The following is a 26615-nucleotide window of genomic DNA, read 5'->3' as shown; positions in this document are numbered from 1 at the left end:
ACATGCCCGAATGGCGAGGGTTTCCCATCACATGAACAGCGCAGACCATTTGGTCAAGAGTGCGCCTTGATTTTTGTTTAAAATACAACCTTTGGTTTTATTTGTTGATAAGCACTCTCATCAAGAGTACCAATTTTAATCTCTAAAAGAAAATACGATATTGTGAGCCATACTTAAAATTATTTCAGATGAGCAATTTTAAATGACGGAGCGGGGGAGTTAATGGGTGATGGGCGATTTAATAAAATTGAAATTCTGCAATTTATTGAAGATATGCTTTGCGATATGCGGATAATGGCGAAGTCGACGGATTGTCATGTGCTTGTGTACTTGCTTGAAATGGCGGTAATTGAAAGCCGCGATCAGATTGAAGCAGAAGAAAATCAGAGCGTGGGTGTTAGAATTTCACCCTCACATGCTGGGCATTAAAGCTACATGTCCATTGGGATATCGGCTGAGCTGACCTGCCAGATCAAGCTCCAGCAAAATGAGAAAAACCTGTGCCGGTTCTATGCCTGTGTGACGGATAATCTCATCAACGGAAACCGGAACAGGACTTAACAGATTAAAGATTTGCTCTCTGTCTTTATCGGAAGCAGGAGGCGTCATTTTTTCCGGATGTGGTGTTGTATTCAGCAAGGAGTGCGACTGATAGTCTTGCTCCACTTCTTCTATTTTCAAACTCAGTTGATCCGGTTGGTGCGTAAATTGCTTGTCTGTGCTTTGTTGACTTTGCCTAACCAGTTGCGGTGACAAGGCTTCGATAATGTCATTGGCTTCGGTCACAAGCAATGCGCCGTGTTTAATCAGTTCATTGGTGCCGCTTGCGCGTGGATCAAGCGGTGAGCCGGGAACAGCAAATACTACCCGCCCCATTTCGCCAGCCATTCTTGCTGTAATCAGTGAGCCGGAACGTTTTGCGGCTTCGACGACAAGTAATCCTGATGAAAGAGCGGAGATGATTCGGTTCCGGCGTGGAAAATCTTGTGCACGCGGCTCCCAGCCAAGCGGCATTTCACTCACAACCGCGCCACCATTTTCCGGAATCTCGTGATAGAGGCCAATATTTTGTGGCGGATAGGGACGATCAATACCACCGGCCAATACCGCAACAGTGCCGGTTTTTAAGCTATATTGGTGGGCGGCGGCATCAATACCGCGTGCAAGGCCGGAAATAATGGCAAAGCCTGCTTTGCCTAATTCTGCTGCGATTTTTTGTGTGAAACGTGCGCCCGCAATCGAGGCATTGCGTGAACCGACAATGCCGACAGGCGGTTTGGTGAAAACCGATAAATCACCTTGAACCGTAATTAATGGCGGTGGAGCATCACAATTTTTTAAATAAAGCGGATAATCGGGTTCGCCCATGCCGATGAGGCGTGCGCCCAAATGTTCAACGGCTTCCATTTCGCGTGTTACCTGCTCAAGCGAGGCGAGGCGAATACGACGGTAAGAACCACCGCGGCGGCTGAGTTCGGGAAGCATTTCCAGCGCATTGCTGGCAGAACCGCAGTGTAAAATCAGATCCCTGAATGTGACTGGGCCGATATTCTCACTGCGGATAAGGCGTAGCCAGTTCAGTCTTTGCTGGTCGGACAGGCGTATTCCATGAGGTGAAACCGCCTGATCGTTCATTTTTTTTGTCCGATCTTACTTTCACTGCCATCAATCAGGCGGATGATATTGGCGTGATGTTTGATGAAAATAATCACAGTCAGAACGGCCATTAAAATAGCCGTGTTGATATTACCTTGCAAATAAAGCGCAATAGGCGCCATCACGCAGGCCACAAGTGCCGAAAGTGATGAATAACGGGTCAGAAGCGCAATCAACAGCCAGACACCGGCAAAGATAAGGGCAACCTGCCAAGCAAGGGCAATCAACACGCCTAAATAGGTAGCAACACCTTTGCCACCCTTGAAGCCCAGCCAAACCGGAAAAGTGTGGCCGATAAAAGCGCCAAGACCCGCAGCCAGTGCGAAATCTGCGCCATAATAGCTGGCGAGCAATACAGCCGCTGTGCCTTTCAGCATGTCACAAATCAATGTGCCGGCTGCGAGTTTTTTATTACCGGTGCGCAGCACATTGGTGGCACCAATATTGCCTGAACCAATGGAGCGCACATCGCCAAGCCCTGCCATCTTGGTGAGCACAAGGCCAAAAGGAATGGAGCCCAGCAAATAGCCGAGGGCAAGAGCTGCAATAATTAAAAAAATGTGGGCCTCCCATGAGGTATTCTTATGAGTTGCATCATCAAAATTTAACGATTGAATCGATGCCGACAAGTTTACAGGCTATCTGATGAGGATAGCCTGTTTATTTTTTATATTACAGTTTGAAAACGGTTTTTCCAGCAACCATTGTTTGCAGAACACGTCCCGTTAAACGTGCACCTTCAAAACAACTGTTTTTCGATAGGGAATGCAGGTCTTTTTCATGCACGACCCAAGGCTCTTCCAGATCGACAATAATCAAATCCGCTGAAGCATCCGGCTTCAAAGTGCCGGCATTAAGGCCGAAAATGCGCGCTGGTGCCGTGGAAAGCACTTCTGTGAGGCGCAGCAGGCTCAAATCTTCATTATGATAAAGACGCAGCGCTGCTCCAAGCAGTGTTTCAAGGCCGATTGCACCGGCTTCCGCATCGGCAAATGGCAGGCGCTTGGTATCAACATCCTGCGGATCGTGAGCAGAGACGATAATATCAATCGTACCGTCTTTGACCGCTTCTATCATCGCCAAGCGGTCTTCTTCCTGTCGCAGTGGCGGTGACAGGCGGAAGAATGTGCGGAATTCACCAATGTCGTTTTCATTGAGCGACAAGTGATTGATGGAAATGCCAGCAGTTACATTCACAGCGTCAGCTTTAGCTCTGCGGATAGCATTGGCCGACATTTCGCATGAAATTTGGCTGGCATGGTAAAAGCCTTTGGTAAGAGCTGCCAAGCGCAAATCACGTTCAAGCGGAATAAGTTCAGCTTCACGCGGACTACCTGAAAGACCAAGCCAGCTAGCAAGCAAGCCTTCATTCATCACGCCATTGGCACCCAAATACGGGTCACGTGCTTCGCAGGAAATAATCGCATTGAAATCACGTGCATAGGTGAGGGCGCGGCGCATCGTCTGGGTATTATGAATTGTATTGCGGCCTTCGCTGAAACCGACGGCACCCGCGGCACGCAACAGGCCAAATTCAGTCAGTTCTTCGCCCTTGAGGCCACGCGTAATGGCAGCAGCCGGATAAACATTGACGATGGCCGTGTCGCGTGCAGTGCGTTTGACAAATTCAACCAGCGCCACATCATCAATCACCGGATCGGTATCCGGCATCATGATAAAGGAGGTGACACCGCCGGCAGCAGCTGCACGGCTGGCTGATGCAATGGTTTCACGATGCTCGGCGCCTGGTTCACCGACAAAAACGCGAGCATCGACAAGTCCGGGCAGAATGGATTTGCCTTGCAGATCGATGATTTCGCAATTATCAGGTGCGCCTTGATTATGTGCATTTGCGCCAGCGGCCAAAATTTTTCCATCCTGAACAATCAGGCTACCGATTTCATCCAGCTGGCGGGATGGGTCAACGATACGGGCATTAGTAAAGCAGATCGGTTTCATCAGGCTTCTCCCGTGCTTTGATTGCGTCGCGGATCAAGCAGGGCTTCCATGACGGCCATGCGCACGGCAACGCCCATTTCCACCTGATTTTGAATGGCGCTTTGCGGGCCATCGGCGACATCGGAGGCAATTTCCACACCGCGGTTCATCGGGCCGGGATGCATCACCAGCGCGTCTGGTTTGGCAATTTTTAATTTTTCTTTATCAAGGCCGTAGAAGCGGAAATATTCACGCACGGATGGCACAAAAGAACCGGCCATACGTTCACGCTGCAAGCGCAGCATCATCACGACATCTGCGTCTTTCAAGCCTTCTTCCATCGAGTTGAAGACTTCAACGCCCATATTGGCAATGCCTGCGGGCAGAAGCGTTGAGGGGGCAATCACCCGTACACGCGCACCCATCGTGTTGAGCAGTAAAATGTTGGAACGTGCAACGCGAGAATGGAGAACATCACCACAGATGGCGACAATCAAACGACCGATCTTGCCTTTGGCGCGACGGATGGTGAGGGCATCAAGCAGGGCTTGGGTCGGGTGCTCATGGGCACCATCGCCAGCATTGACCACAGAACAACCAACTTTTTGGGCAAGAAGAGCGGCAGCACCGGCAGAGGCATGGCGGATGACCAGAATATCCGGCTGCATGGCATTGAGTGTCATGGCCGTATCAATCAGTGTTTCCCCTTTTTTAACGGAGGAATTACCGACAGACATATTCATGACGTCTGCGCCCAAGCGCTTGCCTGCAAGCTCGAAGGAAGATTGCGTGCGCGTAGAAGCTTCAAAAAACAGATTGATCTGCGTTCTGCCGCGCAAGATGGATTTTTTCTTTTCAAACTGGCGCGAAACAGCCACTTCCTGATCGGCAAGATCAAGCAGGCAGTTAATGTCCAGCGGCGATAGTCCCTTGATACCAAGCAAATGGCGATGAGGGAACAGCGGGGAAACGTTTTGTGATGTCATGGCAAGTTATCCCTATAAGACGCTGTAAGGCGCGCCGCAAGCAGAGTTATCGTGAGTCTGCATAAAAATCTTGAATTTAAAAAGGGAAGATGGTGCGAATGCGAGGTGACAAACAAAAATGGCTCCGTATGAGCCATTGAAAATAGTGTTTTGTCGAACGCGATAAAAACTGCGCGAGTGACAAAATTTATTTGGTTTCGACGATGAACATTCTTGCTTCTTGAGCCTGCATGCGCTCCAGCTTGATGGGCATATATTTTTCTGAATTATAAAAATCAGTCGCTTGGGCAAGTGTGGGAAATTCAAAAATGCCAGCCAGCGGAAGAGGTGTATCATCTCCTTCAAGAACCTGCACAACGGGGCCGAAGTGCACTATTTTTCCACCTGCATCCTGAAGGGCAGTTTGAAAGCGCGGCGCAAGAGCTGCTTGTTTGATGGGGTCTGTTACACGAAGATTAATATGAACATATGCTGGCATTGTTTTATCTCCATATTGCTAAATAATGTATATACAGTATTTTAATTTAATGGAATTGTCGAGGTGACATTAATGAGTGAATGGGATTCTGCATCTTTGGAGATGATTGCTTCTGAATGCCCTGCATTTCAGGCACGAGCCACGGCACGCGCAATCACTCGTTATTATAATATATGTTTCAAACCATTTGGATTAACGGCTGAGCAGTTCGCTCTTTTAGTTGGTGTCGGCGCTAATAAAGATGCGACTGTGGTTCAGCTGGCAATGAGTGCGGGGGTTGATGCAACGACCCTTAGCCGTAATGTGCAGCATCTGGTGACACGCGGTCTGATATATACGGAAGGCGGACGTGGTCGTTCGGGAAAACGACTGAACCTGACGGATGCCGGACAGGCTTTAATGATAAATGTTGTGCCGGTCTGGAAAGCGGCAAAACAAGAATTATCGCAGCAAATGGGAGACGAGAGGTTATTGGCTGTAAGTCAGGCTATGTCAGAGCTTACGAAAGCAGTCAGTTCGTTGTGACTTTTTTTGACCGAACGTGGATTGAAATGTTTTGTCAGTTATATACAGTCGTGCATTCATAATATTGCATGGCGATGGCCACGTTCCGATTGTTTTATTTGCACAGGCGTGACGTATATGAACTATCATTTGTGGTTTGGCTTTATAGCGGCCTCTATTGTTGTGGGTATCGTGCCGGGGCCGGGTGTATTAAGTATCGTCGGCTATGCAATTAGTTCCGGCACGCGTACAGCTTTAGCGTCCGTTGCCGGTATGGCCGTTGGCAATCTATTTGCTATGACACTCTCGCTGGCCGGCGTTGGCGCATTGCTTGCAAGCTCCGCAACTGCTTTTATGCTTCTTAAATGGGCAGGGGCATTTTATCTGATCTGGCTTGGTATTCTTGCAATCCGGAGCAGTCATATGAACGCTAATGATACGGCTGCAGCCATCAATCCTATTTCAGCAAGCCTTGCTTTTCGCAGCAATATTCTGATCGGCGTTTTTCATCCTAAAACAATTGTGTTTTTTGTGGCGTTTGTGCCGCAATTTATTGATGGCAACCATGCATACTGGCCGCAGGCCATATTGTTGATTTGCACTTTCACCGTGGTGGTTGGAATAACGGATGCATTATATGCTTTAACGGCTGCGAGAGCGCGCTCTTTATTAGTCAGTTCAAAAAAAACGAAAATCTGGATGGGGCGCGCTGGTGGGGGGGGCTTGGTTGCGGCTGGAGCCGCAACCTTAATGACAAAGAACTAAACCAACGTGGGCAGGACTTAATCTGCCCATTCAGGCTCTGTCGTAAAGGCGATGGTCAGCCAGCGATCCGGGCTTCGCTCACCCAGAGCATCTGCCAGTTCATCGCGGATGGCATCCCATTCTTCCAGTTTTTTTGCAGGCCAATTCGCTGGCACAATAAAGTAAAGCTCGATTTGGGTGCCACGTCCAACTTTGGCGACATAAGCGCGATAGGACAGAAAACCATAACGCTCGACAAATTCTTGAGCGACGCTTTCGGCATTTTCTTTTAGTTCAATCGGCGTGAATAGAAGTATATCTGCCAGCGCTTGTTTGATTGTGACAAACGGCATCGGTATAATAATAAGACATACAATCGTTAGCACAGCCGGATCGATATAGGATAACATCCAATCCAGACTTGTGCCTTCAAGTATTATCCCGATCATAAATGCAATAAAGAGTGCCGCAGTAATACCAGCCGACATATACCATGCTTTGGCATCAAGGGCGACAAAGTCTGATTTTAGTTTGCGGTTGGCACGCATTTCCAGCCAGCCCATTAATATGCAGACAACTAATGCGAAGGCAGCATAAAAGACGGCATAACTGAATTCGAGATGGCGGCCACCAGACATCAAACTGCCAATGGCATTGATCAGTGCGTAGATGGATACGCCTGTCAGCATCAGGCCATTGAGGCCAAGCACCATTGGTTCCAGATGCCAGAATCCCATGGTGAAGCGATCACGCAATTTGCCGCTAGGCGGTTCGGGTAGGGTAGAGAGGCTGATCAGCCGCGCCACGATCAATGCAAGGCCACTGAGTGCTGCATCAATGAGCAGATAAACACCATCAAATACAATAGAAAACGAGCCGGCAAGCAGACCGAAAACGACGCCGAAACCGGCTAAAAATATTGTGACAGTAATTGAGGTTTTGAGAATGGATTGTTCGGTATGCAAAATTCACTCCGGCATTATGCAGTTCAAATAAAATTTAATTGTTTACAATATGATATATTTTTAAAGTTGATCAGGATCAATGCGTGAACAGTGTTTATAAGATTGAATCATTCTAATTCACGCGATAGCCTAAGGCTTGAAGTGATCAGTTTTTGCCCCTAACGGAGTTATTATGTCCACTCAAATGCAGATGTCGTTATTTCTGGGCTCGATTGCCTTTATGGTTTTGGTCGGATCTGGCTTTATTGTAATTCTGACGGTGCCTGCTTTGGCTAAAAGCCCGGTCTATCCTATGATCATTCTGGCTGCCGTGAGCTTTATTATAACACCATTTATCGGCTGGGTTGTTGCCGGAAAAATTCAAAGTCTTCAAAAGAAGTAATATTCTTCAAAGGTGATTTTACTGAAAGGGCGCTTATAACAAGCGCCTTTTTTGTTTTTCAGGTGCAATCATTCGCTTTTTCAGAATCAAAACATAGAATCGAGTGAATCATTGACAGGATTCGGCGAGAAGATTCGCGTTTCAGGGTAAAGTGATGCGATTTCAATAAGCTAGAGGAATCAATTTGCAGCAGAAAATGCCGTTCTGTGGATAAAATATACAACCATTCAGTGTTTAACCGGGTTTAATATCAATTAATGGTAATTGTTTTTGCGTTAAAAACGAAATAAAATGCGTTTTCTTCCGATTTCTGATTTTTCTGTGTTGACCAAACGGAAAGTGCGCCTTATGTATCGGCCAACTTCTGAGGGAGACAACTTCTTCCCCCAAGGGAGCGCGTAGCTCAGCAGGTAGAGCAACTGACTTTTAATCAGTAGGTCCACGGTTCGAACCCGTGCGCGCTCACCACTTTATTAAGTGGTGTCAGATTGTTGGAAAATCACACATCCTTTTATAAATATGCAATTGTCTTAATTTGAACGCAATATGTTCTTATAAAGAAAATAAGACATTGTTTATGAGCGCTGTAACGCGTCAGCTGTTCGCGAATGTTGCTGTCATTTTAAACCTTTGACCACGGATGTACTGGCACTGGTGAAAATGGCCTGAGGAAGGTCGGTGCGGTTCGCCCCGGCCTTTTTTATTACTTAAAGATAATAATCACTGATTTTGGCGATTTTCAGGATTAAAAATTTATACTAACGTCATAAATGAATGCTAATTTTATTCAGTTCTCAACACGCAATCAGAAGTGAACGTCTCTTATGTCGGAGCTTGCCCAGTGGGTTTCTGCAATTGTATTTTCAATATTTATTATTGGATACGCTCTGTTTTATCTCAATAGCACCAGTCGCAAGCATTCGGGCGAGGTTGCATCGCTGACGGTTAAAGTAGGATTGGTGGCACTTTCGGTTGGTGCTGCGCTGACAAGCTTTGTTGCGGCAGCGGTAATTGATTAAGTTTATGATTTTTAAATAAAAAGGCGGCTCATGATGAACCGCCTTTTTTAATGTCTTTGTTTCACTGTCTTATGCAGGGCGGATCAGAATATGTTTTTTACGGCCAAGCGACAGCTTGATAACGCCCTGATCGTTTAAATGCTCGGCATTGACGACCATGCGCGGATCGCTGATGACAACGTCATTGAGGCGTACAGCACCACCTTCAACATGGCGACGACCTTCACCATTGGTGTTGACGAGACCGGCCAATGTCATCAGAGCCAGCAGGCCGATGCCTTCGTGCAATGTAGCACGGTGAACGCCGACTGTTGGCAGATTGTCGGAAATTTCGCCATCTTCAAAGGTTTTGCGTGCAGTTTCTGCCGCTTCTTCAGCCGCTTCACGGCCATGCAGCATAGCGGTGACTTCAGTGGCAAAAATCTTCTTGGCTTCGTTGATTTCCGAGCCGCCAAGTTCTGCAAGCTTGGCAATTTCATCCAAAGGCAGGGTGGTGTAGAGCTTAAGGAAGCGTTCTACGTCTGCATCTTCGGTATTGCGCCAATATTGCCAGAAATCATAAGCGCTCAACATGTCTGCATTGAGCCAAACCGCACCGGAGAGCGATTTACCCATTTTTGCACCTGACGAAGTGGTCAGGAGCGGCGAGGTGAGTGCATAAAGCTGAGGTGTATCCATGCGGTGGCCAAGATCAATACCATTGATAATGTTGCCCCATTGATCGGAACCGCCCATTTGCAGACGCATGCCATAACGCTTGTTCAGCTCAACATAGTCATAAGCTTGCAAGATCATATAGTTGAACTCGAGGAATGACAGAGATTGCTCGCGATCAAGGCGCTGTTTGACAGAATCAAACGACAGCATACGGTTGACCGAGAAATGACGGCCGACATCGCGCAGGAATTCAAGATAGTTGAGGCCGCGCAGCCAGTCCGCATTGTTGACCATCAGCGCATCGGTCGGGCCGTCACCAAAGGTCAGATAATTGGCAAATACTTTTTTGATACCTGCAATATTTTCAGCGATGGTTTCTTCGGTCATCAGCTTGCGTGCTTCATCTTTAAAGGACGGATCACCGATCATGCCTGTACCACCACCCATCAGCGCTACAGGGCGATGGCCGGTTTTCTGCATCCAATGCAGCATCATGATCTGAATAAGGCCGCCCGCATGCAGACTGGATGCGGTCGGGTCAAAGCCGATATAACCCGTAACGATTTCCTTGGTGAATAACTCATCAAGGCCGCTTTCGTCTGAGACCTGATGAATAAAACCGCGCTCAGAGAGCGTGCGAAGAAAATCGGACTTGAAGCCGGACATACCCTTTTCCTGACTATGTGTTACGAAGTATAACAATACTTACTCATTGTTTATGCTCTGCCCTTAACATAAAATTTTGAAAACAAAAAGAAAGCTGCTGCGGCTAAATATCAATTTGGCGGGCGGATTGATAAAGATTGCCGCTGAAAGCGTAGAGCGTTTGATTTTAAACAGTATTCAGCCTGAATTATGATTGATCTGTGGTGATGCTGCGCCGTGGCGTGCGATCGGCAATATTGATTGCCCAATTTTGATGGTTGTCTGTTTTAGGAAAGACTTTTGCAGAAGATTTTGCCAATGATTTTTGATGAAAACTATCAAATGTCTGCATAAATTTTGCCGGATTTCCGGCAACGACGACATTATCGGGTACGCTTTTGGTGACAACACTTCCGGCGCCTACCACTACATTATCACCTATGATGACACCGGGCAGGATGATGCAGCCGGCTCCGATAAAAACATTATTGCCGATTTTAATCGGTGCAATGTGATAGCGGCGGCCGTTTTCGTCTTGAACAAGAGCCGTTGATTCATCATGCGTGACCAACAATACATCATATGAGATGACGACATTGTCGCCGAGTTCGATCAAAAATGGTTCAGATCCCCATTTGAATGTATGGATATCGCAGTTTTTACCGACTTTCACACCACGTCTGCGCGCATAATCAGCGCCGCTCATGGTGGCAACACGATAAATATCTGAAAGGGCTGCGAGAAATCGGAGCATATGGACTGGTTTCTTAAATTATAGGGTTTCAGCTTTATGGGTACCATAACAGAGCGTGACACATAAAAAAATCCGGCAGGTGAGTGCCGGATTTTTTATATAATAATGCGGCAGCGATTAACGCAGGCGCTTCATACGAGGTTCAACCAGTTCGCCAGCAAGGCGACGGTCGAGATATTCGGAACATTCTGCAATCAGTTCATCACCATGGCCGGTGAAGAAGTGGTTAGCACCTTCCATGGTCTTTTGCGTGATGGTGATACCTTTTTGGGTCTTGAGCTTGTCAACCAGCACCTGCACATCTTTTGGCTGCGAGACCTTGTCGTTCTCACCATGAATGATGAGGCCGGATGAAGGGCACGGTGCCAAAAACGCAAAGTCATAAATATTCGGCTGAGGTGCCACTGAAATGAAACCTTCAATTTCAGGGCGACGCATCAAAAGCTGCATACCGATCCATGAGCCGAAAGAATAACCGGCAACCCAGCAATTTTTAGAATCAGGGTGCAAAGATTGTACCCAGTCCAGCGCACTGGCTGCATCGGACAATTCACCAGGGCCATGATCGAACTCGCCCTGACTTCTGCCGATTCCACGGAAGTTGAAGCGCAAAGTGGTGAAATTGCGCTGCTGGAACATGTAAAACAGATCGTAAACGATCTTGTTGTTCATCGTTCCGCCAAATTGGGGATGCGGATGCAGAATGATAGCAATAGGCGCATTTTTTTCAGAAGAAGGCTGATAACGACCTTCGAGACGACCTGCAGGTCCGTTGAAAATGACTTCAGGCATATATACTCCGCTGTTAACCGCAATATCGGAGGATTTAGGTATAGTTTTCCTTGACGCAAGGACGAATGACACCTAAAACCACTTTAGAACGTTTCAAAACTGAACCGTTTCATTGTTCTATATAGGCTTCATAGGCTTTTCTTGGTTGAAATTTCAAGAAAATTGCGCTTTGAGCGCCTAAATGATGCAGAATTAGGAGAATAGCCCGTGGGCGGGAGCAAGAAAAGGCTCTATCTTGATTATAATGCCAGCGCTCCGCTCTTGAGCCAAGCGCGCGATATAATCATCGCTGCACTTGATGTGACCGGAAATCCTTCTTCGGTTCACGGTGAAGGGCGCGCCACCAAGGCTATGATGGAAACAGCACGCCGACAGGTGGCGGCACTCACCAATGCCCGTGCTGATCACGTTTTCTTTACATCAGGGGCGACTGAAGCTGCGTCAACACTGTTGAGTCCGACCTATATGATGGGACGTGCGCCGGTGCGTATGTCGAAGCTCTATGTCAGCGCGACCGAGCATCCTTGCATGTTGGCCGGTGGTCAGTTTTCACCTGATAATATAGTGACATTGCCGGTTCATCAGACTGGTCTTTTGGATATGCAAGCGTTGCGCGAAAACTTGTCGGCGCATGATGGCGCGCAAGGTTTGCCGCTTGTGGCTGTGCAATATGCCAATAATGAAACAGGTGTGATTCAGCCGGTATCAGAAGTGGCGAGCGTTGTTAAAAATGCCGGCGGCATTCTGGTGGTGGATTGCGTGCAGGCGGCTGGGCGAATTCCATTAGATATTACAAATAATTGTGGTGATTACTTCATCCTTTCCTCGCACAAAATAGGTGGGGCAAAAGGGGTGGGCGCGATTGTTGCTGTTTCTGATCTGCTAATGCCGAAAGCACTTATTCGTGGTGGCGGTCAGGAAAAAGGCCATCGTGCCGGAACGGAAGCACTGCAATTAATTACCGGTTTTGGTGCAGCAGCGCATCAGGCACATCAGCGTATTTTAAATGGTGGCTGGTCTGCTGATTTGCGTGACGCTATGGAACGCCGCATTCTGGAAGTGGCACCTTCTACGCTGATTTACGGTGCAGAAGTCGAGCGTCTGCCGAATACAACATTTTTTTCGCTGAAAAATATGAAGGCGGAAACAGTACAGATCGCCTTTGATTTAGGCGGCATTGCCGTATCGGCAGGCTCTGCCTGTTCATCCGGCAAGGTTGGCCCCAGCCATGTGATTGTGGCGATGGGCTATGAACATGGAACCGGTGCGATCCGCGTGTCGTTATCACCTGATACTGATAGCGCTGACATTGACCGTTTCATGCAGGTTTTACACGAAATTGTTAGTAGACAGCAGCGTGTGAATGATAAACACAACATCAGTGCGTGAAAGCTCTGTTGTTGTAAATAATGGCCAGATATTTTCGGATATCAGGCAATACAGGTTACAAAAGCGCCAGTCGCGCACTACATAGAGATAGTAAGATTTTACTGTCTTGACGTTTGCAACTGTCGGGCCTTGAACCTGACGAGGATGGAGAACGCCGATGCCTGCCGTGCAGGAAACGATCGATCAGGTCCGCAATCTTGATGTGGATCAGTATAAATACGGCTTTGAGACCATTATCCAGATGGATAGAGCGCCAAAAGGCCTTAACGAAGACATTATCCGCTTCATTTCCGCCAAAAAGGATGAACCGGAATGGATGCTGGAATGGCGTCTGAAGGCTTATGAACGCTGGCTGACAATGGAAGAGCCTGATTGGGCGCGTGTGGATTATCCGAAAATTGATTTTCAGGATATCCGCTATTACGCAGCGCCGAAAGATCAGACCGGCCCTAAGTCGCTGGATGAGGTTGATCCGGAACTTTTGCGCACCTATGAAAAGCTTGGCATTCCTTTACGTGAGCAGGAATTGCTTGCCGGTGTGCGCAAACATGGTGAGCCGAGCCCGATGGATGAAGATCCGTCAGATAATATTTACGCTTCCGGCCGTGTGGCAGTGGATGCGGTTTTTGATTCTGTTTCAGTGGTCACCACTTTTAAGAAGGAGCTGGCGAAAGCTGGCGTAATCTTCTGTTCGATTTCAGAAGCGATCCGTGAACATCCGGAACTGGTGAAAAAATATCTGGCCAGTGTTGTGCCGGTTTCAGACAATTATTACGCAACACTCAATTCGGCTGTTTTCACTGACGGTTCGTTCGTTTACGTGCCGAAGGGCGTACGCTGCCCGATGGAATTGTCGACCTATTTCCGTATCAACGAAAAAGATACCGGTCAGTTTGAACGCACGCTGATCATCGTGGAAGAAGGCGGCTATGTTTCATACTTGGAAGGTTGCACTGCACCACAGCGTGACGATAACCAGCTGCACGCAGCTGTTGTTGAACTGATTGCTCTTGATGATGCTGAAATTAAATACTCCACCGTTCAGAACTGGTATCCGGGCGACAAAGACGGCAAGGGCGGTATTTATAACTTCGTGACCAAGCGTGGTGATTGCCGCGGCAAGAACTCGAAAATTTCGTGGACACAGGTTGAAACCGGTTCTGCGATCACATGGAAATATCCGTCCTGTATTTTACGTGGCGATAATTCCCGCGGCGAGTTCTATTCGATTGCTGTTTCCAACGGATATCAGCAGATCGATAGCGGCACGAAGATGATCCATCTTGGCAAGAACACCTCCAGCCGCATCATTTCGAAAGGTATTTCTGCCGGTAATTCCAGCAATACCTATCGCGGTCAGGTTTCTGCCCATCGCAAGGCGGAAAATGCCCGTAACTTCACCCAGTGTGACAGTTTGCTGATCGGCAATGATTGCGGTGCTCATACCGTGCCTTATATTGAGGCGAAAAATTCCACTGCCCAGTTTGAACATGAAGCAACGACATCGAAGATTTCAGATGATCAGCTGTTCTATGTGATGCAGCGCGGCATTCCGGAAGAAGAGGCGATTGCTCTGATCGTCAACGGCTTTGTTAAAGAAGTTATTCAGGAACTGCCGATGGAATTCGCCGTCGAGGCACAGAAGTTGATTGGTATCTCGCTTGAAGGCAGCGTCGGTTAACGACGCGTTTTCACCCGATAAGGGGCTAATCTTTGCGTGTTTAAACACGCTGAAGTTTCAGCTGGCTGAGTACCAGCACGATTATAAGGTTTAAGAATATGATTGAGATCAAAAACCTGCACGCCAATATCGCTGGCACAGATACAGAAATTATCCGTGGTTTGAACCTGACCGTTAAAAACGGTGAAGTTGCAGCGATTATGGGGCCAAACGGTTCCGGTAAATCGACCCTGTCTTACATTCTGGCAGGCCGCAGTGATTATGAAGTAACTGAAGGCGACATTCTGTTCAACGGTGAATCCATCCTCGAAATGGATCCGGCAGAACGTGCAGCCGCAGGTATTTTCCTGGCTTTCCAGTATCCGATGGAAATCCCAGGTGTTGCCACTATGGAATTTTTGAAAGTTGCTATGAACTCACAGCGTAAAGCACGCGGTGAGCCTGAGCTGAAAATTCCTGAATTCATCAAGCTGGTTAAAGAAGCTGCTGCAACACTCAACATCGACATGGAAATGCTGAAGCGTCCGCTCAATGTTGGTTTCTCCGGCGGTGAAAAGAAGCGCGCTGAAATCTTGCAGATGAAACTGTTGCAGCCTGGTCTTTGCGTCCTTGATGAAACAGATAGTGGTCTTGATATTGATGCGTTGAAGATCGTTTCCGACGGTGTGAATGCATTGCGTTCGCCTGATCGTGCAGTGATTGTTATTACTCACTATCAGCGTCTGCTCGATTACATCGTGCCTGATTCCGTTCACGTTCTTTACAAAGGTCAGATTATTAAATCTGGCGACAAGGATCTGGCAAAATATCTGGAAGACAATGGTTACGCTGACACCATCGGCGAAGTCGCTTGAAGGGGGGCTGGTTATGAATATTCAGACCGTCAGGCCGAAAACACCGGCTGAAAGCGCTCTCATTGATATGTTTGGCGAGCGCATCGGGGCGCTTTCCGGCACACCGGAGGTTCTTGCTGCGCGTGATAATGCGCTTGAAGAACTCAAAAATAATGGCTTGCCTTCACGTCGTATTGAAAGCTGGCATTATACGGATCTGCGCACATTATTTAAGAGTACCGCACCGTTTGTCAGCAGTTCAGACGTAAAACTGCGCCCTGTATTAGTTGCAGGCTCCAGCCAACTGGCTGTGGTTAACGGTGTTGCGCAAGCTGCCAAGGCGGTCAGTGATGTCACTGTAACCCTCGTGCGCGATATGCTGCACGATGGTTCGATTGCTGGCACAATGGTAACAAAGGGCTTTGATGATGCTGTCGGGCAGATCAACACGGCTTATGTTTCCGATGGTTGGGCACTGGAACTGGCCGACGGCACAGAATTGCAAGCTCCACTTGAGTTACAGAATGTGCAGTTCGGCGGCCAAAGCCATGTGCGTTTTCCGGCAAAGTTTGGCAAGAACACTAAGGCTACAATCATTGAGCGCCAGATCGGTGGTACCAGTGAAACCCTGTCATCTTCGGTCAGTCATGTGAGCGTGGAAGATGGTGCGGATATCATTTGGGTAATTGTTCGCGAGTTTGATGAAAGCTCGACACAGTTTTCTCAGTTCAATGCAACAATTGGTGCCGATGCCAAGCTCACGCTTTACATTGTCAATGCAGGTGGTCATCTGGTTCGTCAGGAAATCCACGTTGATGTTCTCGGCGAAGATTCCGACTTCGAGATGCGCACATTGAACTTGCTTAGTGACAAGAGCCACACAGACGTCACTATGACTGTCGGCCATCTGGTGGAAAACACCCGCTCGGTTGAAATCGTACGTAACGTTGTGACCGGTGAAGCACGGGGTGTGTTTCAGGGTATGATTAAAGTTGCCCAGATTGCACAGAAAACCGATGCCCGTATGGCATGCAACACTTTGTTGCTGTCTGATGGTGCCGAGTTTGATGCAAAACCGGAACTTGAAATCTTTGCTGATGACGTTGCTTGCGGTCATGGTGCAACTGTTACCGAAATCCACAATGATCATCTGTTCTATCTGATGGCACGTGGTATTCCTGAGCCGGTTGCACGTGGCTTATTGGTTAAGGCATTTATTGCTGAAATCATCGAAGAACTTGAAAACGAGTCATTGGTGGAAGCATTGGAAGCAATTCTCTCCGACTGGCTTGAAGCGCATGCCTGATTAATCACGTCCGGGCAGATTTGACTGCCCGGACATGATTGCCGTTGGCAAAGGGAATAATCATGAACAAAATTATGACGCCTGCATCGGCTTATGATGTTGAAGCTATTCGTGCTGATTTTCCGATTTTGTCACGGCAAGTGCACGGAAAACCGCTTGTTTATCTGGACAATGGTGCCTCTGCGCAAAAACCGAAAACTGTGATTGACGCGGTAACGGCAGCCTATTCCAATGAATATGCCAATGTGCATCGCGGTCTTCATTTCTTGTCTAATGCGACAACCGATGCATATGAAAAGGCGCGTGAGACGGTTTGCCGTTTTCTCAATGCCAATTCAACCGACGAGATTGTTTTTACCAAAAATGCTACCGAAGCGATTAACACTGTCGCTTATGGTTATGGAATGCCGCAAATCGGGGAGGGTGACGAAATTGTGCTCTCCATTATGGAGCATCATTCCAATATCGTACCGTGGCATTTTATTCGTGAGCGGCAAGGTGCAAAACTGGTTTTCGCCCCTGTCGATGATCAGGGCACTTTGCACCTTGAAGAGTTTGAAAAAACACTGACCGAAAAAACCAAGCTGGTTGCCATTACACATATGTCAAATGCTTTGGGCACAGTAACGCCGATTAAACAAATCGTGCGCATTGCCCATGAACGGGGCATTCCCGTATTGGTGGATGGTAGCCAGAGTGCAGTCCACATGCATGTGGACATGCAGGATATGGGCTGCGACTGGTATGTTTTCACAGGTCATAAAGTTTACGGGCCGTCCGGTATCGGCGTACTTTATGGACGCAAAGAAATGCTGGAAAAAATGCGCCCGTTTCAAGGTGGCGGTGAAATGATTGAAGATGTCACAGTTGAAAATGTGACCTATAATCATCCGCCACACCGTTTTGAAGCAGGAACGCCACCAATCGTGCAGGCAATTGGTTTGGGGGCAGCGCTTGAATATATGGAAAGCGTCGGCCGTCACGCCATCTGGTCGCACGAAGAAAGATTGCGTGATTATGCGCATGAACGTCTGGAACAAATTGAAGGTTTGCGCATTATCGGCAAAGCACCAAATAAAGGTGCAATCATTTCCTTCATGCTGGACGACATTCACGCCCATGATGTGTCGATGGTGATTGATCGTGCAGGTGTGGCTGTTCGTGCCGGCACCCATTGTGCGCAGCCACTCTTGAAGCGCTTTGGTGTTAGTTCTACATGCCGTGCATCCTTTGCAATGTATAATACACTTGCTGAAATTGATGTGCTTGCAGAAGCGCTTGAAAAAGCCAAGAAATTTTTCGGATAAGAATGATGACACAAGAAACCGATAACAAGCCGCAGGATGAGGCGGAAAAAAGCTCTCCTTTTCATACATCTTCGGTCATTCCTGAAGATGTGCTGCTGCGGCTGACCGATGATATTATTGCGGCTGTCAAAACTGTTTATGATCCGGAAATTCCGGCCGATATTTACGAGCTCGGTTTGATTTACAAGATCGACATCGAAGATGATTATACGGTCAAAATCGAGATGACACTGACAGCACCGGGCTGTCCGGTGGCAGGCGAAATGCCGGGCTGGGTTGAAAATGCGGTCGGTACGGTTGAAGGTGTTTCCCATGTTGAAGTTACCATGACCTTTGATCCGCCTTGGACGCCGGATCGCATGTCTGAAGAAGCGCAAGTTGCAGTTGGCTGGTACTAAGCAAGTCTGATTGTAGTCAATTGCTTTAAAAAATCCGATCAGTATGTTCGTTGAATGCGGGCATACTGATTTTGCATTTTTGTGGTTGAAAGCAGTCCGTTAAAATTGCTGTCAGTTTCGTGTTCTTGGCTGTTGTAACTTTTGCCAGAGGGCTTAAAATCTTTAAAACATTCTCTACATATGTATCATCCGATGCAGCTGGGGCTTTAAGTGGTTTTCGACAAGATGAAATCTTTTAATATCGTAATGCAGGATCATGAAGAGGACGACCGTGGTGGAACCGGCCACGGAACAGCTGTTATTACGCGCACAAAAACTGTCATAAAAAAGCCAAACCTTTACCGCGTCCTTATTTTGAATGATGATTACACGCCGATGGAATTCGTTGTGCATGTTTTGCAGCGTTTTTTCCAGAAATCGATTGATGATGCCACCCGTATCATGTTGCATGTTCATAATCATGGTGTGGGCGAATGTGGCGTTTATACTTATGAGGTTGCTGAGACTAAAGTTAATCAGGTCATGGAATTCTCTCGCCAAAACCAGCATCCGCTGCAATGCGTGATGGAGAAAAAGTGAGGTCATATGCCATCGTTTTCTACCAGTCTTGAAAGGGCACTGCATCAGGCCCTGACCATTGCCAACGAACGGCACCACGAATATGCAACGCTGGAGCACTTGTTGCTGGCGTTGATTGACGATCAGGACGCAGGCGCGGTGATGCGTGCATGTAGTGTTGACCTTGAACATTTAAAACGCGTTGTAACGGATTATATTGACCGCGAGTTGGATAATCTGGTGACCGGCTATGACGAAGATTCAAAGCCGACAGCCGCTTTCCAGCGTGTGATTCAACGTGCGGTTATCCATGTCCAATCTTCCAACCGTGAAGAAGTGACCGGTGCCAATGTGCTGGTTGCAATTTTTGCCGAGCGTGAAAGTCATGCGGCTTATTTCCTGCAAGAGCAGCAAATGACTCGCTATGATGCAGTCAATTTCATTTCTCACGGTATTTCAAAAGCGCCTGAAAGCAACGAAGTTCGTATCCCGCGCGGGGCTGAGGCGAGTTCAGAAGAAAATTCGGCGAATAGTGAAACTGACGAAACACCGAAGAAAAAACCGGATGCATTGACGGCTTATTGCGTCAATTTGAATGAAAAAGCTAAAAGTGGCCGTATTGATCGTTTGATCGGTCGTCAAAGCGAGATTGACCGTACAATCCAAGTGCTTTGCCGTCGCTCCAAAAATAATCCGCTTTATGTGGGTGATCCGGGTGTTGGTAAAACAGCGATTGCGGAAGGCTTGGCCAAGCGTATCGTTGATGGTGATGTGCCGGAAGTGCTGCTCGATGCGACGATCTTTTCGCTCGATATGGGTAGTCTGCTTGCAGGTACCCGCTATCGCGGTGATTTTGAAGAGCGTCTGAAACAGGTTGTTAAAGAGCTCGAAGAATATCCGGGCGCGATTTTATTCATTGATGAAATTCACACGGTTATCGGGGCAGGTGCGACATCGGGCGGGGCTATGGATGCCTCTAACTTGCTGAAGCCCGCGCTTTCTTCTGGTGCCATCCGTTGCATGGGCTCGACAACCTATAAAGAGTTCAGGCAGTTTTTTGAAAAAGACCGTGCATTGGTGCGCCGTTTCCAGAAAATTGATGTGGTGGAACCAACCATTCCTGATGCGATTGAGATCATGAATGGTCTGCGCCCTTATTTCGAAGATTTCCATAAAGTGAAATATACCGATGAGGCGATCAAATCGGCGGTGGAACTCTCGGCGCGTTATATTTCAGATCGTAAATTGCCGGATAAAGCAATTGATGTGATTGATGAAACCGGTGCGAGCCAGATGTTGCTGCCGCAGGACAAGCGCAAGAAAACAATTGGTTTGAGCGAGATTGAGGCAACGATTGCGACCATGGCCCGCATCCCGCCGAAAACTGTCTCTAAAGACGATCAGGTGGTGCTTGCCAATCTGCAGGCCGAGCTTAAACGTATTGTTTATGGGCAGGATTTGGCAATCGATGCATTGTCTGCTGCGATCAAGCTTGCCCGTGCGGGCTTACGTGAACCTGATAAGCCGATTGGTTCCTATCTTTTCTCAGGCCCGACGGGTGTGGGAAAGACAGAAGTTGCGCGCCAATTGGCGGCGTCACTTGGCGTCGAACTTTTACGCTTTGATATGTCCGAATATATGGAACGTCATACGGTTTCACGTCTGATCGGCGCGCCTCCCGGCTATGTCGGTTTTGATCAGGGCGGATTGCTTACTGATGGTGTGGATCAACATCCGCATTGTGTGCTTTTGCTGGATGAAATTGAAAAGGCGCACCCTGATCTCTTCAACATTTTGTTGCAGGTAATGGATCACGGTACACTTACCGATCACAACGGCAAAAAGATCGATTTCCGTAATGTGATTTTGATCATGACAACCAATGCCGGTGCGGCTGATATGGCAAAAGCGGCTATTGGCTTTGGTTCGGGACGGCGTGAAGGCGATGATCTGGAAGCAATCAACCGCCTGTTTACGCCGGAATTCCGTAACCGTCTGGATGCGATCATTCCGTTTGGCCCGCTGCCTGTTGCTGTTATTCACCAAGTGGTACAGAAATTTGTGCTGCAATTGGAAGCACAATTGGCCGAGCGTGGCGTAACGATTGAACTGAGCGAAGCTGCCATAAGCTGGCTCGCCGATAAAGGTTATGACGAGCGAATGGGTGCACGTCCGCTGGGTCGTGTCATTCAGGAATATGTCAAGAAACCGTTGGCGGATGAGGTTTTGTTCGGCAAGCTGAAGAATGGCGGTACTGTCAAACTGGATGTAGCTACGGACAAGCAGGGTAATGAAGTTCTGAAACTTGAAACAGTGGCAGAACGTGTTGTGCGCCCAAAAAAAGAAGCGTCACCTGTTAAGAAACCAGCAGCAAAGCCTAAAAAAACAATCGCTAAGGCGAAGGAAAAAGTAACAACAGCTCCGGATAATGAAAAGCCGGTGAAAAAGGCAAGAAGTACGGTTCCGAAGGTTCCGCGTAGTTAGAAGATATTTAAGCTTTTTCTTAAAAAAATAAGCGGCCGTAGTCTTTTGCGGCCGTTTTTTTGTATGAGCGATGTATTGCGCGTCAACCAGTGATAAAGAACAGCTATCTCTTTGATTATTTGTGGTATTGAAGCGAAAAACAGAAGAAAGCTCTTGAACTTAGAGCCTGACTTGTGACATATGAATCGCATCATCCGCGGACGTGGTGAAATCGGTATACACAGCAGATTTAAAATCTGCCGCTCATAGAGCTTGCGGGTTCAAGTCCCGCCGTCCGCACCACCATTCTTAATTTGAAAATTTATCTCCTGTGTGCAATCGAGTGCTTGGCTTTGATTGTATCTTGATAGTCTTTTGTTGTGTTGCAACCTGGCTGTCAAAGTATGAAGTGCTTTTGTAATGCAGGCCATTACTACTGAATTCGTTTCAAATTTTAAATTGTAAAATAGATTTGCGAAAAACACAGTTGAGATCATTTTCTATTGAAGTGGTAACGTGTTTATTATTATGCATATAAATGCTGAAAGCGCTCATGGTTTTGAATAAGCGCTATGAGATAAATTTTATTACCTTGATAAGGTTTTGATCGCGGTTATGAGGCAGAATTATAACATGTTTTCGATATTGTAGTGGTTAGTTGTAATCATTGATCGTATTCAAATTACTATCACCTTTTGAAGAATTTGACAAAAAAATGCGTAATTATTGTATGACCTGCTATAAGGCCGATTGAGAATCGGTTTTGCTCAATTCTGGCTATTCAGATTTTCGTGTAATGGTTAAAAATTTCGAACCATCTCAGTAAAACGTATCACGATGAATTGGATTGTTTCTGCTTTTTCCACAATGAGGACGATATACAATCAGGTTTTGCTATTCGTTGGCTGGTTTATGCACTCGTGTTCAGTATGAAGTTTGAATTATGTGTATAATTAAAAAAGCCTGATTAAATCGAACTCATCAACCTCTATGTTCGTTTTCATCATTTATCAATGGATCGTTGCATCATGCACTGGTGTGTCTGGTGACATCTTGCGACTTTCGAAACTGCGGAGACACTATGTCTGGCAATGACTTCGAAGCGGATCATCTCGATACGCTTGATCGTGACCTCGGGCGTTTTTCAACGCTTGAACGTGCAGCTAGTTATACAGCGCGTCCTATGGTTGCCCCCGGCCTTGGCTTTGTTTTTATCGTGTTAGCCGGTTTGATCGCATTGGTATCTTTAGGGCAAACCAATAACAGCCTCTTTATTGTCATCGTCGCTATCTTTGGTGCCTATATGGCATTGAATATTGGTGCAAATGACGTCGCTAACAATATGGGGCCGGCTGTTGGTGCCAATGCGCTGACCATGGGTGGCGCCATTGCGATTGCTGCCATTTTCGAAAGTGCTGGAGCTTTTATCGGCGGTGCCGATGTGGTTTCTACAATTGCCACCGGTATCATCGCACCACAATCAATGGGAACGCCGGAATCCTTTGTCTGGGCTATGGTTGCAGCGCTTCTATCCTCTGCGATTTGGGTCAATATAGCCACATGGATTGGTGCTCCGGTTTCCACTACACATTCTGTTGTTGGTGGCGTAATGGGGGCAGGGATTGCAGCGGCAGGCTTGAGCGCGATCAGCTGGGGTACGATCGGGATGATCGCAGCAAGCTGGGTGATTTCGCCGGTTTTGGGTGGTATTATTGCCGCGGGCTTCTTGTGGTTTATCAAAGCGCGTATTGTGTATCAGCCGGATAAAATTGCTGCGGCACGCAAATGGGTGCCTGTATTGGTTGGCTTTATGGCCGGGACATTTGCAACTTATCTTGTTCTCAAAGCGATGCAGAACATCTATCCGATTTCTATTCAGGCGGCTTTATTAGCAGGCTTCGCTATTGGTGTGCTGATTGGTTTCATTATGGTGCCGATTATCCGTCGCCAGTCTGAAGGTCTTGAAAACCGCAACAAGTCCATCAAAGTTCTGTTTGGTATTCCATTGGTTGTGTCTGCAGCTCTTTTGAGCTTTGCGCATGGTGCCAATGATGTGGCTAATGCCGTCGGGCCGTTGGCTGCCATCGTACAGGTTTCGCATACAGGTATGTTTGCCGAGGAAGTAACGATTCCTTTTTGGGTGATGCTAATCGGTGCGCTTGGTATTTCGGTTGGCTTGTTCCTGTTTGGACCAAAACTTATCCGGATGGTCGGTAGCCAGATCACCAAGCTTAATCCGATGCGCGCTTATTGTGTAGCGCTTTCCGCTGCTGTAACCGTCATTATTGCCAGCTGGCTTGGCTTGCCGGTAAGCTCAACCCATATTGCGGTCGGCGCTATTTTCGGCGTTGGATTTTTTCGTGAATGGGATGCAGAACGTCGTTTGCGTAAAGCACACTTGACTATTCCTACAGAAGACAGAATTGCTCCGGAAGAACGGCGCCGCCGTAAACTGGTTCGCCGATCCCATGTTATGACAATTGGGGCGGCTTGGGTTGTTACATTACCTGCAACCGGTATTTTGTCAGCGCTTCTTTATTTGAGTTTAAGCTTGCTGATTAAATAAAAAATAACCTGTCAAAGTAAAAAAAGCCCGTTCACATAAATGTGTTACGGGCTTTTCGTTTTACTGCTTTATAAATAATGTATCATATTTCACAATGACTTAGATGCTTTATTGACTTGGTAAATAAAGTGTGAGCGATTTTTGGAATCAAGTTAATGGTCACTGTGCCCATTTTGCTACAGACATATTTTGCAATTGGCTTATATTTATATTCGAAACGTAATTGAATTCGCTTATACAGTGATTGGGGATTGGTATGAATATCAAGTCGATTTTAATGGCATCAACAGTTGTTGTTTTGGCTGGTTACAATGCGAATGCAGCTGATGCGATTGTTTATGAAGAACCAGCTCCGGTAGTTGTTGCGCCTGTATTCAGCTGGGCTGGCGGTTATGTCGGTGGTCAGATTGGTTATGGTTGGGCTTCTTCAAAATTCAGCGGTGAGGATGGCTCGGAAAAAGTAAAGCCTGACGGTTTCCTCGGTGGTCTTTATGCGGGTTATAACTTTGATACCGGCAGCAATTTTATCTTCGGTATTGATGGTGATGTAACCTTTAATGGTCTGAAGAAGACTGTTCATGATACCGATGAGTTTTTGGGAGATGATAGCTTAGAAAGCAAACTGCGTACATCAGGTGCTGTTCGTGCCCGTGTTGGTATCGCTTATGACCGCTTCCTACCATATTTGGCTGGTGGTGTTGCGTTCGGTGAAGTGAAAAACAGACTGACTATTGATGGTGAAACATACTCCCATAGCAAAACCCGTACTGGCTGGACCGTTGGTGGTGGCTTTGATTATGCCGCAACAGACAATGTAATCATGCGTCTGGAATACCGTTATACGGATTACGGTCGTAAAGATTTCGCCGGAACTGTTGATGGTCTTGATTTTAATTCCCGCAACAAGTTCACTGTTAATGAAGTACGCCTTGGTGTTGCATATAAGTTCTGATCTTATACATTCGTGATTTTAAAAAGCCGCCTGAAAGGGCGGCTTTTTTATTGTCTAAATCTTTGCAAGTTGCCCAAATATAATAATCATCATGCCGCAAAGGCATAAGCCAGCGCCGATAATATCCCAACGGTTTGGCATTTGTTGCTCGATAAACCACAACCAGAAGATTGAGGCGACTATATAAATGCCGCCATATGCTGCATAGGCGCGTCCGGCGAAATCCAAGTCTATTCGGGTTAAAATCCAGGCAAAAAATACCAATGAAAGAATGCCTGGGACAAGCCAGAGCGGGCTTTTATTCAGACGAAGCCACGCCCAAAAAGCATAACAACCAGCAATTTCGGCCAAGGCGGCAAGAATATAAAGGCTAAGGGCGCTAGCAACAGGCATCATTTGATCTCATGCGAAAATAGACTGGCTATTGTTTATCACATCAGGCCTCAGTCGCCATTACTTAAATAAAAGCTGGCAGGGTGAAGTGGATGCCATTGTACATTATGCTGCTGGTTTCAAAAATTTTCGGATCATCATGGTAATCAATCCGCGGCTCGTTTCAAAACTACTTTGAGGTGCAATAAGCGGTATCATCGGAGCAGCGTAAATCAATGAGATGAGGACCGCACTGGTGTGCTCAGGATCAAAACTTGCGTCAACATCTCCGCGCGCCTGTCCGGCGCGCAAAGTGGCAATCAAAAGTTGTCTGACGTTATCCGTATTGGCTATCATGATTTGGCGGACATTTTCATTTCTGGCGGCTTCGGCAAAAAGCTCAAAAGTGATGCGGCAATGCTCAACTTCCGTCCAGCTTTTCATGCTCCATAATTCCGATACCAGAACAGTTGCAGTCTCATCACTTTCGGAATGCACATCGAAATAAGCGTGTAATTTCTTCAGGTAATCATCCGCCATAGCTTCGACGATGGCATCTTTGCTGGCAAAATAATGATAAAGATGGCCGGGGCTCATGCCGGCTTCCTTGCATATCATGGATATGGATGCGCCTTGCAGTCCGTGAGCCAGAAAACAATCATGGGCAGCTGCTAAAATTTCCTGTCTCTTTGCTTCATGCTGTTCGGGATTAATTTTGCGCGCCATTTTCGCTCTCCAATTTATAGAGTGATCACTCTAATAACCTTGACGGCCTGTTAAAAATAAATAGAGTGATCGCTCAAACTATAGTGGAATCATCCTTCCGTCCAGATCTTTAGGGATGAATTCATTATCTGCTTAGCGAGACATATATGCGCAAACTTCGTCCAATTCTATCCACTGTAATCGCCTTGATATTGGCTGTTTTCTTTTTATTCGGTGCTTATAGCAATTTCTTTCTCAATGAAAAAAACGCTGCTGCTTATGCAGCATGGGGCTATCCGGACTGGTTCCACTATGTGACCGCCATTCTTGAATTTACGACCAGTATGTTGCTGATAAACCGATTAAGTCGCTCTTTGGGTTCATTGCTTGGAGCATTGGTTATGGTGGCCGCCTCATTAACCACAGTTTGGAATGCCGATTACGGTCACGCGGTTGCGCCACTGGTTGTTTTGACAGTGTCACTGATTTCTCTGTGGCTGTCTTTGCTCGTCAATAAACAATCTGACTGAATTCCTTCCATGTCATTCTCAAATCTTACCGGAGA

The 26615-nt window shown here is 47.1% G+C and carries 27 protein-coding genes and 2 tRNA genes; 18 read left to right on the top strand and 11 right to left on the bottom strand.

Annotated elements, in window-relative coordinates; genetic code table 11:
* Positions 1–222: 222 nt before the first annotated feature.
* On the top strand, positions 223–429 hold the full coding sequence (locus JNC77_RS12065; RefSeq protein ID WP_374832824.1) for a hypothetical protein: 207 nt from the start codon (positions 223–225) through the stop codon (positions 427–429).
* Here JNC77_RS12065 and dprA read toward each other — a convergent pair.
* From dprA to JNC77_RS12040, 5 genes are all read right to left on the bottom strand, one after another.
* Positions 412–1635: a DNA-processing protein DprA gene (gene dprA / locus JNC77_RS12060; protein WP_374832822.1), complete on the bottom strand. Its 1224-nt coding sequence runs from the start codon at positions 1633–1635 to the stop codon at positions 412–414. The two genes, JNC77_RS12065 and dprA, sit on opposite strands and share 18 nt — an antisense overlap.
* Positions 1632–2216: a glycerol-3-phosphate 1-O-acyltransferase PlsY gene (gene plsY / locus JNC77_RS12055; protein WP_374832984.1), complete on the bottom strand. Its 585-nt coding sequence runs from the start codon at positions 2214–2216 to the stop codon at positions 1632–1634. The genes dprA and plsY overlap by 4 nt, the downstream gene beginning before the upstream one ends.
* A gap of 112 nt (positions 2217–2328) precedes the next feature.
* A complete protein-coding gene (locus JNC77_RS12050) occupies positions 2329–3615 on the bottom strand; it encodes a dihydroorotase (protein WP_374832820.1) in 1287 nt (428 codons plus the stop codon).
* Positions 3615–4580: an aspartate carbamoyltransferase catalytic subunit gene (locus JNC77_RS12045; RefSeq protein ID WP_374832818.1), complete on the bottom strand. Its 966-nt coding sequence runs from the start codon at positions 4578–4580 to the stop codon at positions 3615–3617. The genes JNC77_RS12050 and JNC77_RS12045 overlap by 1 nt, the downstream gene beginning before the upstream one ends.
* A 187-nt stretch (positions 4581–4767) precedes the next feature.
* Positions 4768–5058, bottom strand: coding sequence for a DUF1330 domain-containing protein (locus JNC77_RS12040; protein ID WP_374832816.1), 291 nt, complete (start codon positions 5056–5058; stop codon positions 4768–4770).
* Between the two features lie 72 nt (positions 5059–5130).
* Here JNC77_RS12040 and JNC77_RS12035 point away from each other — a divergent pair, with 72 nt between their 5' ends.
* Positions 5131–5583: a MarR family winged helix-turn-helix transcriptional regulator gene (locus tag JNC77_RS12035; RefSeq protein WP_374832814.1), complete on the top strand. Its 453-nt coding sequence runs from the start codon at positions 5131–5133 to the stop codon at positions 5581–5583.
* A gap of 117 nt (positions 5584–5700) precedes the next feature.
* Complete coding sequence (locus JNC77_RS12030) at positions 5701–6327, top strand: LysE family translocator (protein ID WP_374832812.1); 627 nt, start codon at positions 5701–5703, stop codon at positions 6325–6327.
* Between the two features lie 17 nt (positions 6328–6344).
* On the opposite strand, the gene JNC77_RS12025 is transcribed toward JNC77_RS12030, so the two are convergent.
* On the bottom strand, positions 6345–7271 hold the full coding sequence (locus JNC77_RS12025) for a cation diffusion facilitator family transporter (protein ID WP_374832810.1): 927 nt from the start codon (positions 7269–7271) through the stop codon (positions 6345–6347).
* Positions 7272–7443: 172 nt separating this feature from the next.
* Between JNC77_RS12025 and JNC77_RS12020 the strand changes: the two genes are divergently transcribed.
* The 3 genes from JNC77_RS12020 (at position 7444) to JNC77_RS12010 (ending at position 8672) form a co-directional block, all read left to right on the top strand.
* The gene (locus JNC77_RS12020) at positions 7444–7653 is read left to right on the top strand and encodes a hypothetical protein (protein WP_374832808.1); all 210 of its coding nucleotides are present in this window, start codon (positions 7444–7446) and stop codon (positions 7651–7653) included.
* Between the two features lie 392 nt (positions 7654–8045).
* A tRNA-Lys gene (locus JNC77_RS12015) sits at positions 8046–8121 on the top strand.
* Positions 8122–8477: 356 nt separating this feature from the next.
* Positions 8478–8672, top strand: a complete 195-nt coding sequence (locus JNC77_RS12010) for a hypothetical protein (protein ID WP_374832806.1) — start codon at positions 8478–8480, stop codon at positions 8670–8672.
* A 69-nt stretch (positions 8673–8741) separates the two neighbouring features.
* On the opposite strand, the gene tyrS is transcribed toward JNC77_RS12010, so the two are convergent.
* From tyrS to JNC77_RS11995, 3 genes are all read right to left on the bottom strand, one after another.
* Complete coding sequence (tyrS, locus tag JNC77_RS12005; RefSeq protein ID WP_374832804.1) at positions 8742–9995, bottom strand: tyrosine--tRNA ligase; 1254 nt, start codon at positions 9993–9995, stop codon at positions 8742–8744.
* Positions 9996–10182: 187 nt separating this feature from the next.
* Positions 10183–10728 (bottom strand): acyltransferase, encoded by a 546-nt coding sequence (locus JNC77_RS12000; protein ID WP_374832802.1) that lies wholly within the window; start codon positions 10726–10728, stop codon positions 10183–10185.
* 117 nt (positions 10729–10845) lie between these two features.
* Positions 10846–11520: an alpha/beta hydrolase gene (locus JNC77_RS11995; RefSeq protein WP_184223170.1), complete on the bottom strand. Its 675-nt coding sequence runs from the start codon at positions 11518–11520 to the stop codon at positions 10846–10848.
* A gap of 207 nt (positions 11521–11727) precedes the next feature.
* Here JNC77_RS11995 and JNC77_RS11990 point away from each other — a divergent pair, with 207 nt between their 5' ends.
* From JNC77_RS11990 to JNC77_RS11940, 11 genes are all read left to right on the top strand, one after another.
* Positions 11728–12909: a cysteine desulfurase family protein gene (locus tag JNC77_RS11990; RefSeq protein WP_374832800.1), complete on the top strand. Its 1182-nt coding sequence runs from the start codon at positions 11728–11730 to the stop codon at positions 12907–12909.
* 157 nt (positions 12910–13066) lie between these two features.
* Positions 13067–14590, top strand: coding sequence for a Fe-S cluster assembly protein SufB (gene sufB, locus JNC77_RS11985; protein ID WP_374832798.1), 1524 nt, complete (start codon positions 13067–13069; stop codon positions 14588–14590).
* A 98-nt stretch (positions 14591–14688) separates the two neighbouring features.
* Entirely contained in the window at positions 14689–15444 is a 756-nt protein-coding gene (gene sufC / locus JNC77_RS11980) for a Fe-S cluster assembly ATPase SufC (protein WP_374832796.1), read from the top strand.
* Between the two features lie 13 nt (positions 15445–15457).
* On the top strand, positions 15458–16729 hold the full coding sequence (sufD, locus tag JNC77_RS11975; protein ID WP_374832794.1) for a Fe-S cluster assembly protein SufD: 1272 nt from the start codon (positions 15458–15460) through the stop codon (positions 16727–16729).
* A 62-nt stretch (positions 16730–16791) separates the two neighbouring features.
* Entirely contained in the window at positions 16792–18036 is a 1245-nt protein-coding gene (locus JNC77_RS11970) for a cysteine desulfurase (protein WP_374832792.1), read from the top strand.
* A 5-nt stretch (positions 18037–18041) separates the two neighbouring features.
* Positions 18042–18434 carry an SUF system Fe-S cluster assembly protein gene (locus JNC77_RS11965; RefSeq protein ID WP_374832790.1) on the top strand — a complete coding sequence of 131 codons (393 nt, stop codon included), beginning with the start codon at positions 18042–18044 and terminating at the stop codon, positions 18432–18434.
* A 225-nt stretch (positions 18435–18659) separates the two neighbouring features.
* Entirely contained in the window at positions 18660–19013 is a 354-nt protein-coding gene (gene clpS, locus JNC77_RS11960; RefSeq protein ID WP_374832788.1) for an ATP-dependent Clp protease adapter ClpS, read from the top strand.
* A 6-nt stretch (positions 19014–19019) separates the two neighbouring features.
* Positions 19020–21476 (top strand): ATP-dependent Clp protease ATP-binding subunit ClpA, encoded by a 2457-nt coding sequence (clpA, locus tag JNC77_RS11955; protein ID WP_374832786.1) that lies wholly within the window; start codon positions 19020–19022, stop codon positions 21474–21476.
* A gap of 196 nt (positions 21477–21672) precedes the next feature.
* Positions 21673–21758, top strand: a tRNA-Leu gene (locus tag JNC77_RS11950).
* A 778-nt stretch (positions 21759–22536) separates the two neighbouring features.
* Positions 22537–24021 (top strand): inorganic phosphate transporter, encoded by a 1485-nt coding sequence (locus JNC77_RS11945; RefSeq protein WP_374832784.1) that lies wholly within the window; start codon positions 22537–22539, stop codon positions 24019–24021.
* 256 nt (positions 24022–24277) lie between these two features.
* A complete protein-coding gene (locus JNC77_RS11940; protein WP_374832782.1) occupies positions 24278–24973 on the top strand; it encodes an outer membrane protein in 696 nt (231 codons plus the stop codon).
* Between the two features lie 54 nt (positions 24974–25027).
* Here JNC77_RS11940 and JNC77_RS11935 read toward each other — a convergent pair whose 3' ends face one another.
* Both JNC77_RS11935 and JNC77_RS11930 read right to left on the bottom strand, forming a co-directional pair.
* A complete protein-coding gene (locus JNC77_RS11935; protein ID WP_404907916.1) occupies positions 25028–25366 on the bottom strand; it encodes a YnfA family protein in 339 nt (112 codons plus the stop codon).
* A 105-nt stretch (positions 25367–25471) separates the two neighbouring features.
* On the bottom strand, positions 25472–26071 hold the full coding sequence (locus JNC77_RS11930) for a TetR/AcrR family transcriptional regulator (protein ID WP_374832778.1): 600 nt from the start codon (positions 26069–26071) through the stop codon (positions 25472–25474).
* Positions 26072–26217: 146 nt separating this feature from the next.
* On the opposite strand from JNC77_RS11930, the gene JNC77_RS11925 reads away from it, so the two are divergent.
* Positions 26218–26580, top strand: a complete 363-nt coding sequence (locus JNC77_RS11925; protein ID WP_374832776.1) for a DoxX family protein — start codon at positions 26218–26220, stop codon at positions 26578–26580.
* The last annotated feature ends 35 nt before the right edge of the window (positions 26581–26615 follow it).

The sequence above is a fragment of the Paenochrobactrum pullorum genome, from assembly GCF_041929845.1.
Lineage (GTDB): Bacteria > Pseudomonadota > Alphaproteobacteria > Rhizobiales > Rhizobiaceae > Paenochrobactrum > Paenochrobactrum pullorum.
Note: the sequence above shows the minus strand (reverse complement) of the source record. Positions and strands in the feature narration are given on the sequence as shown.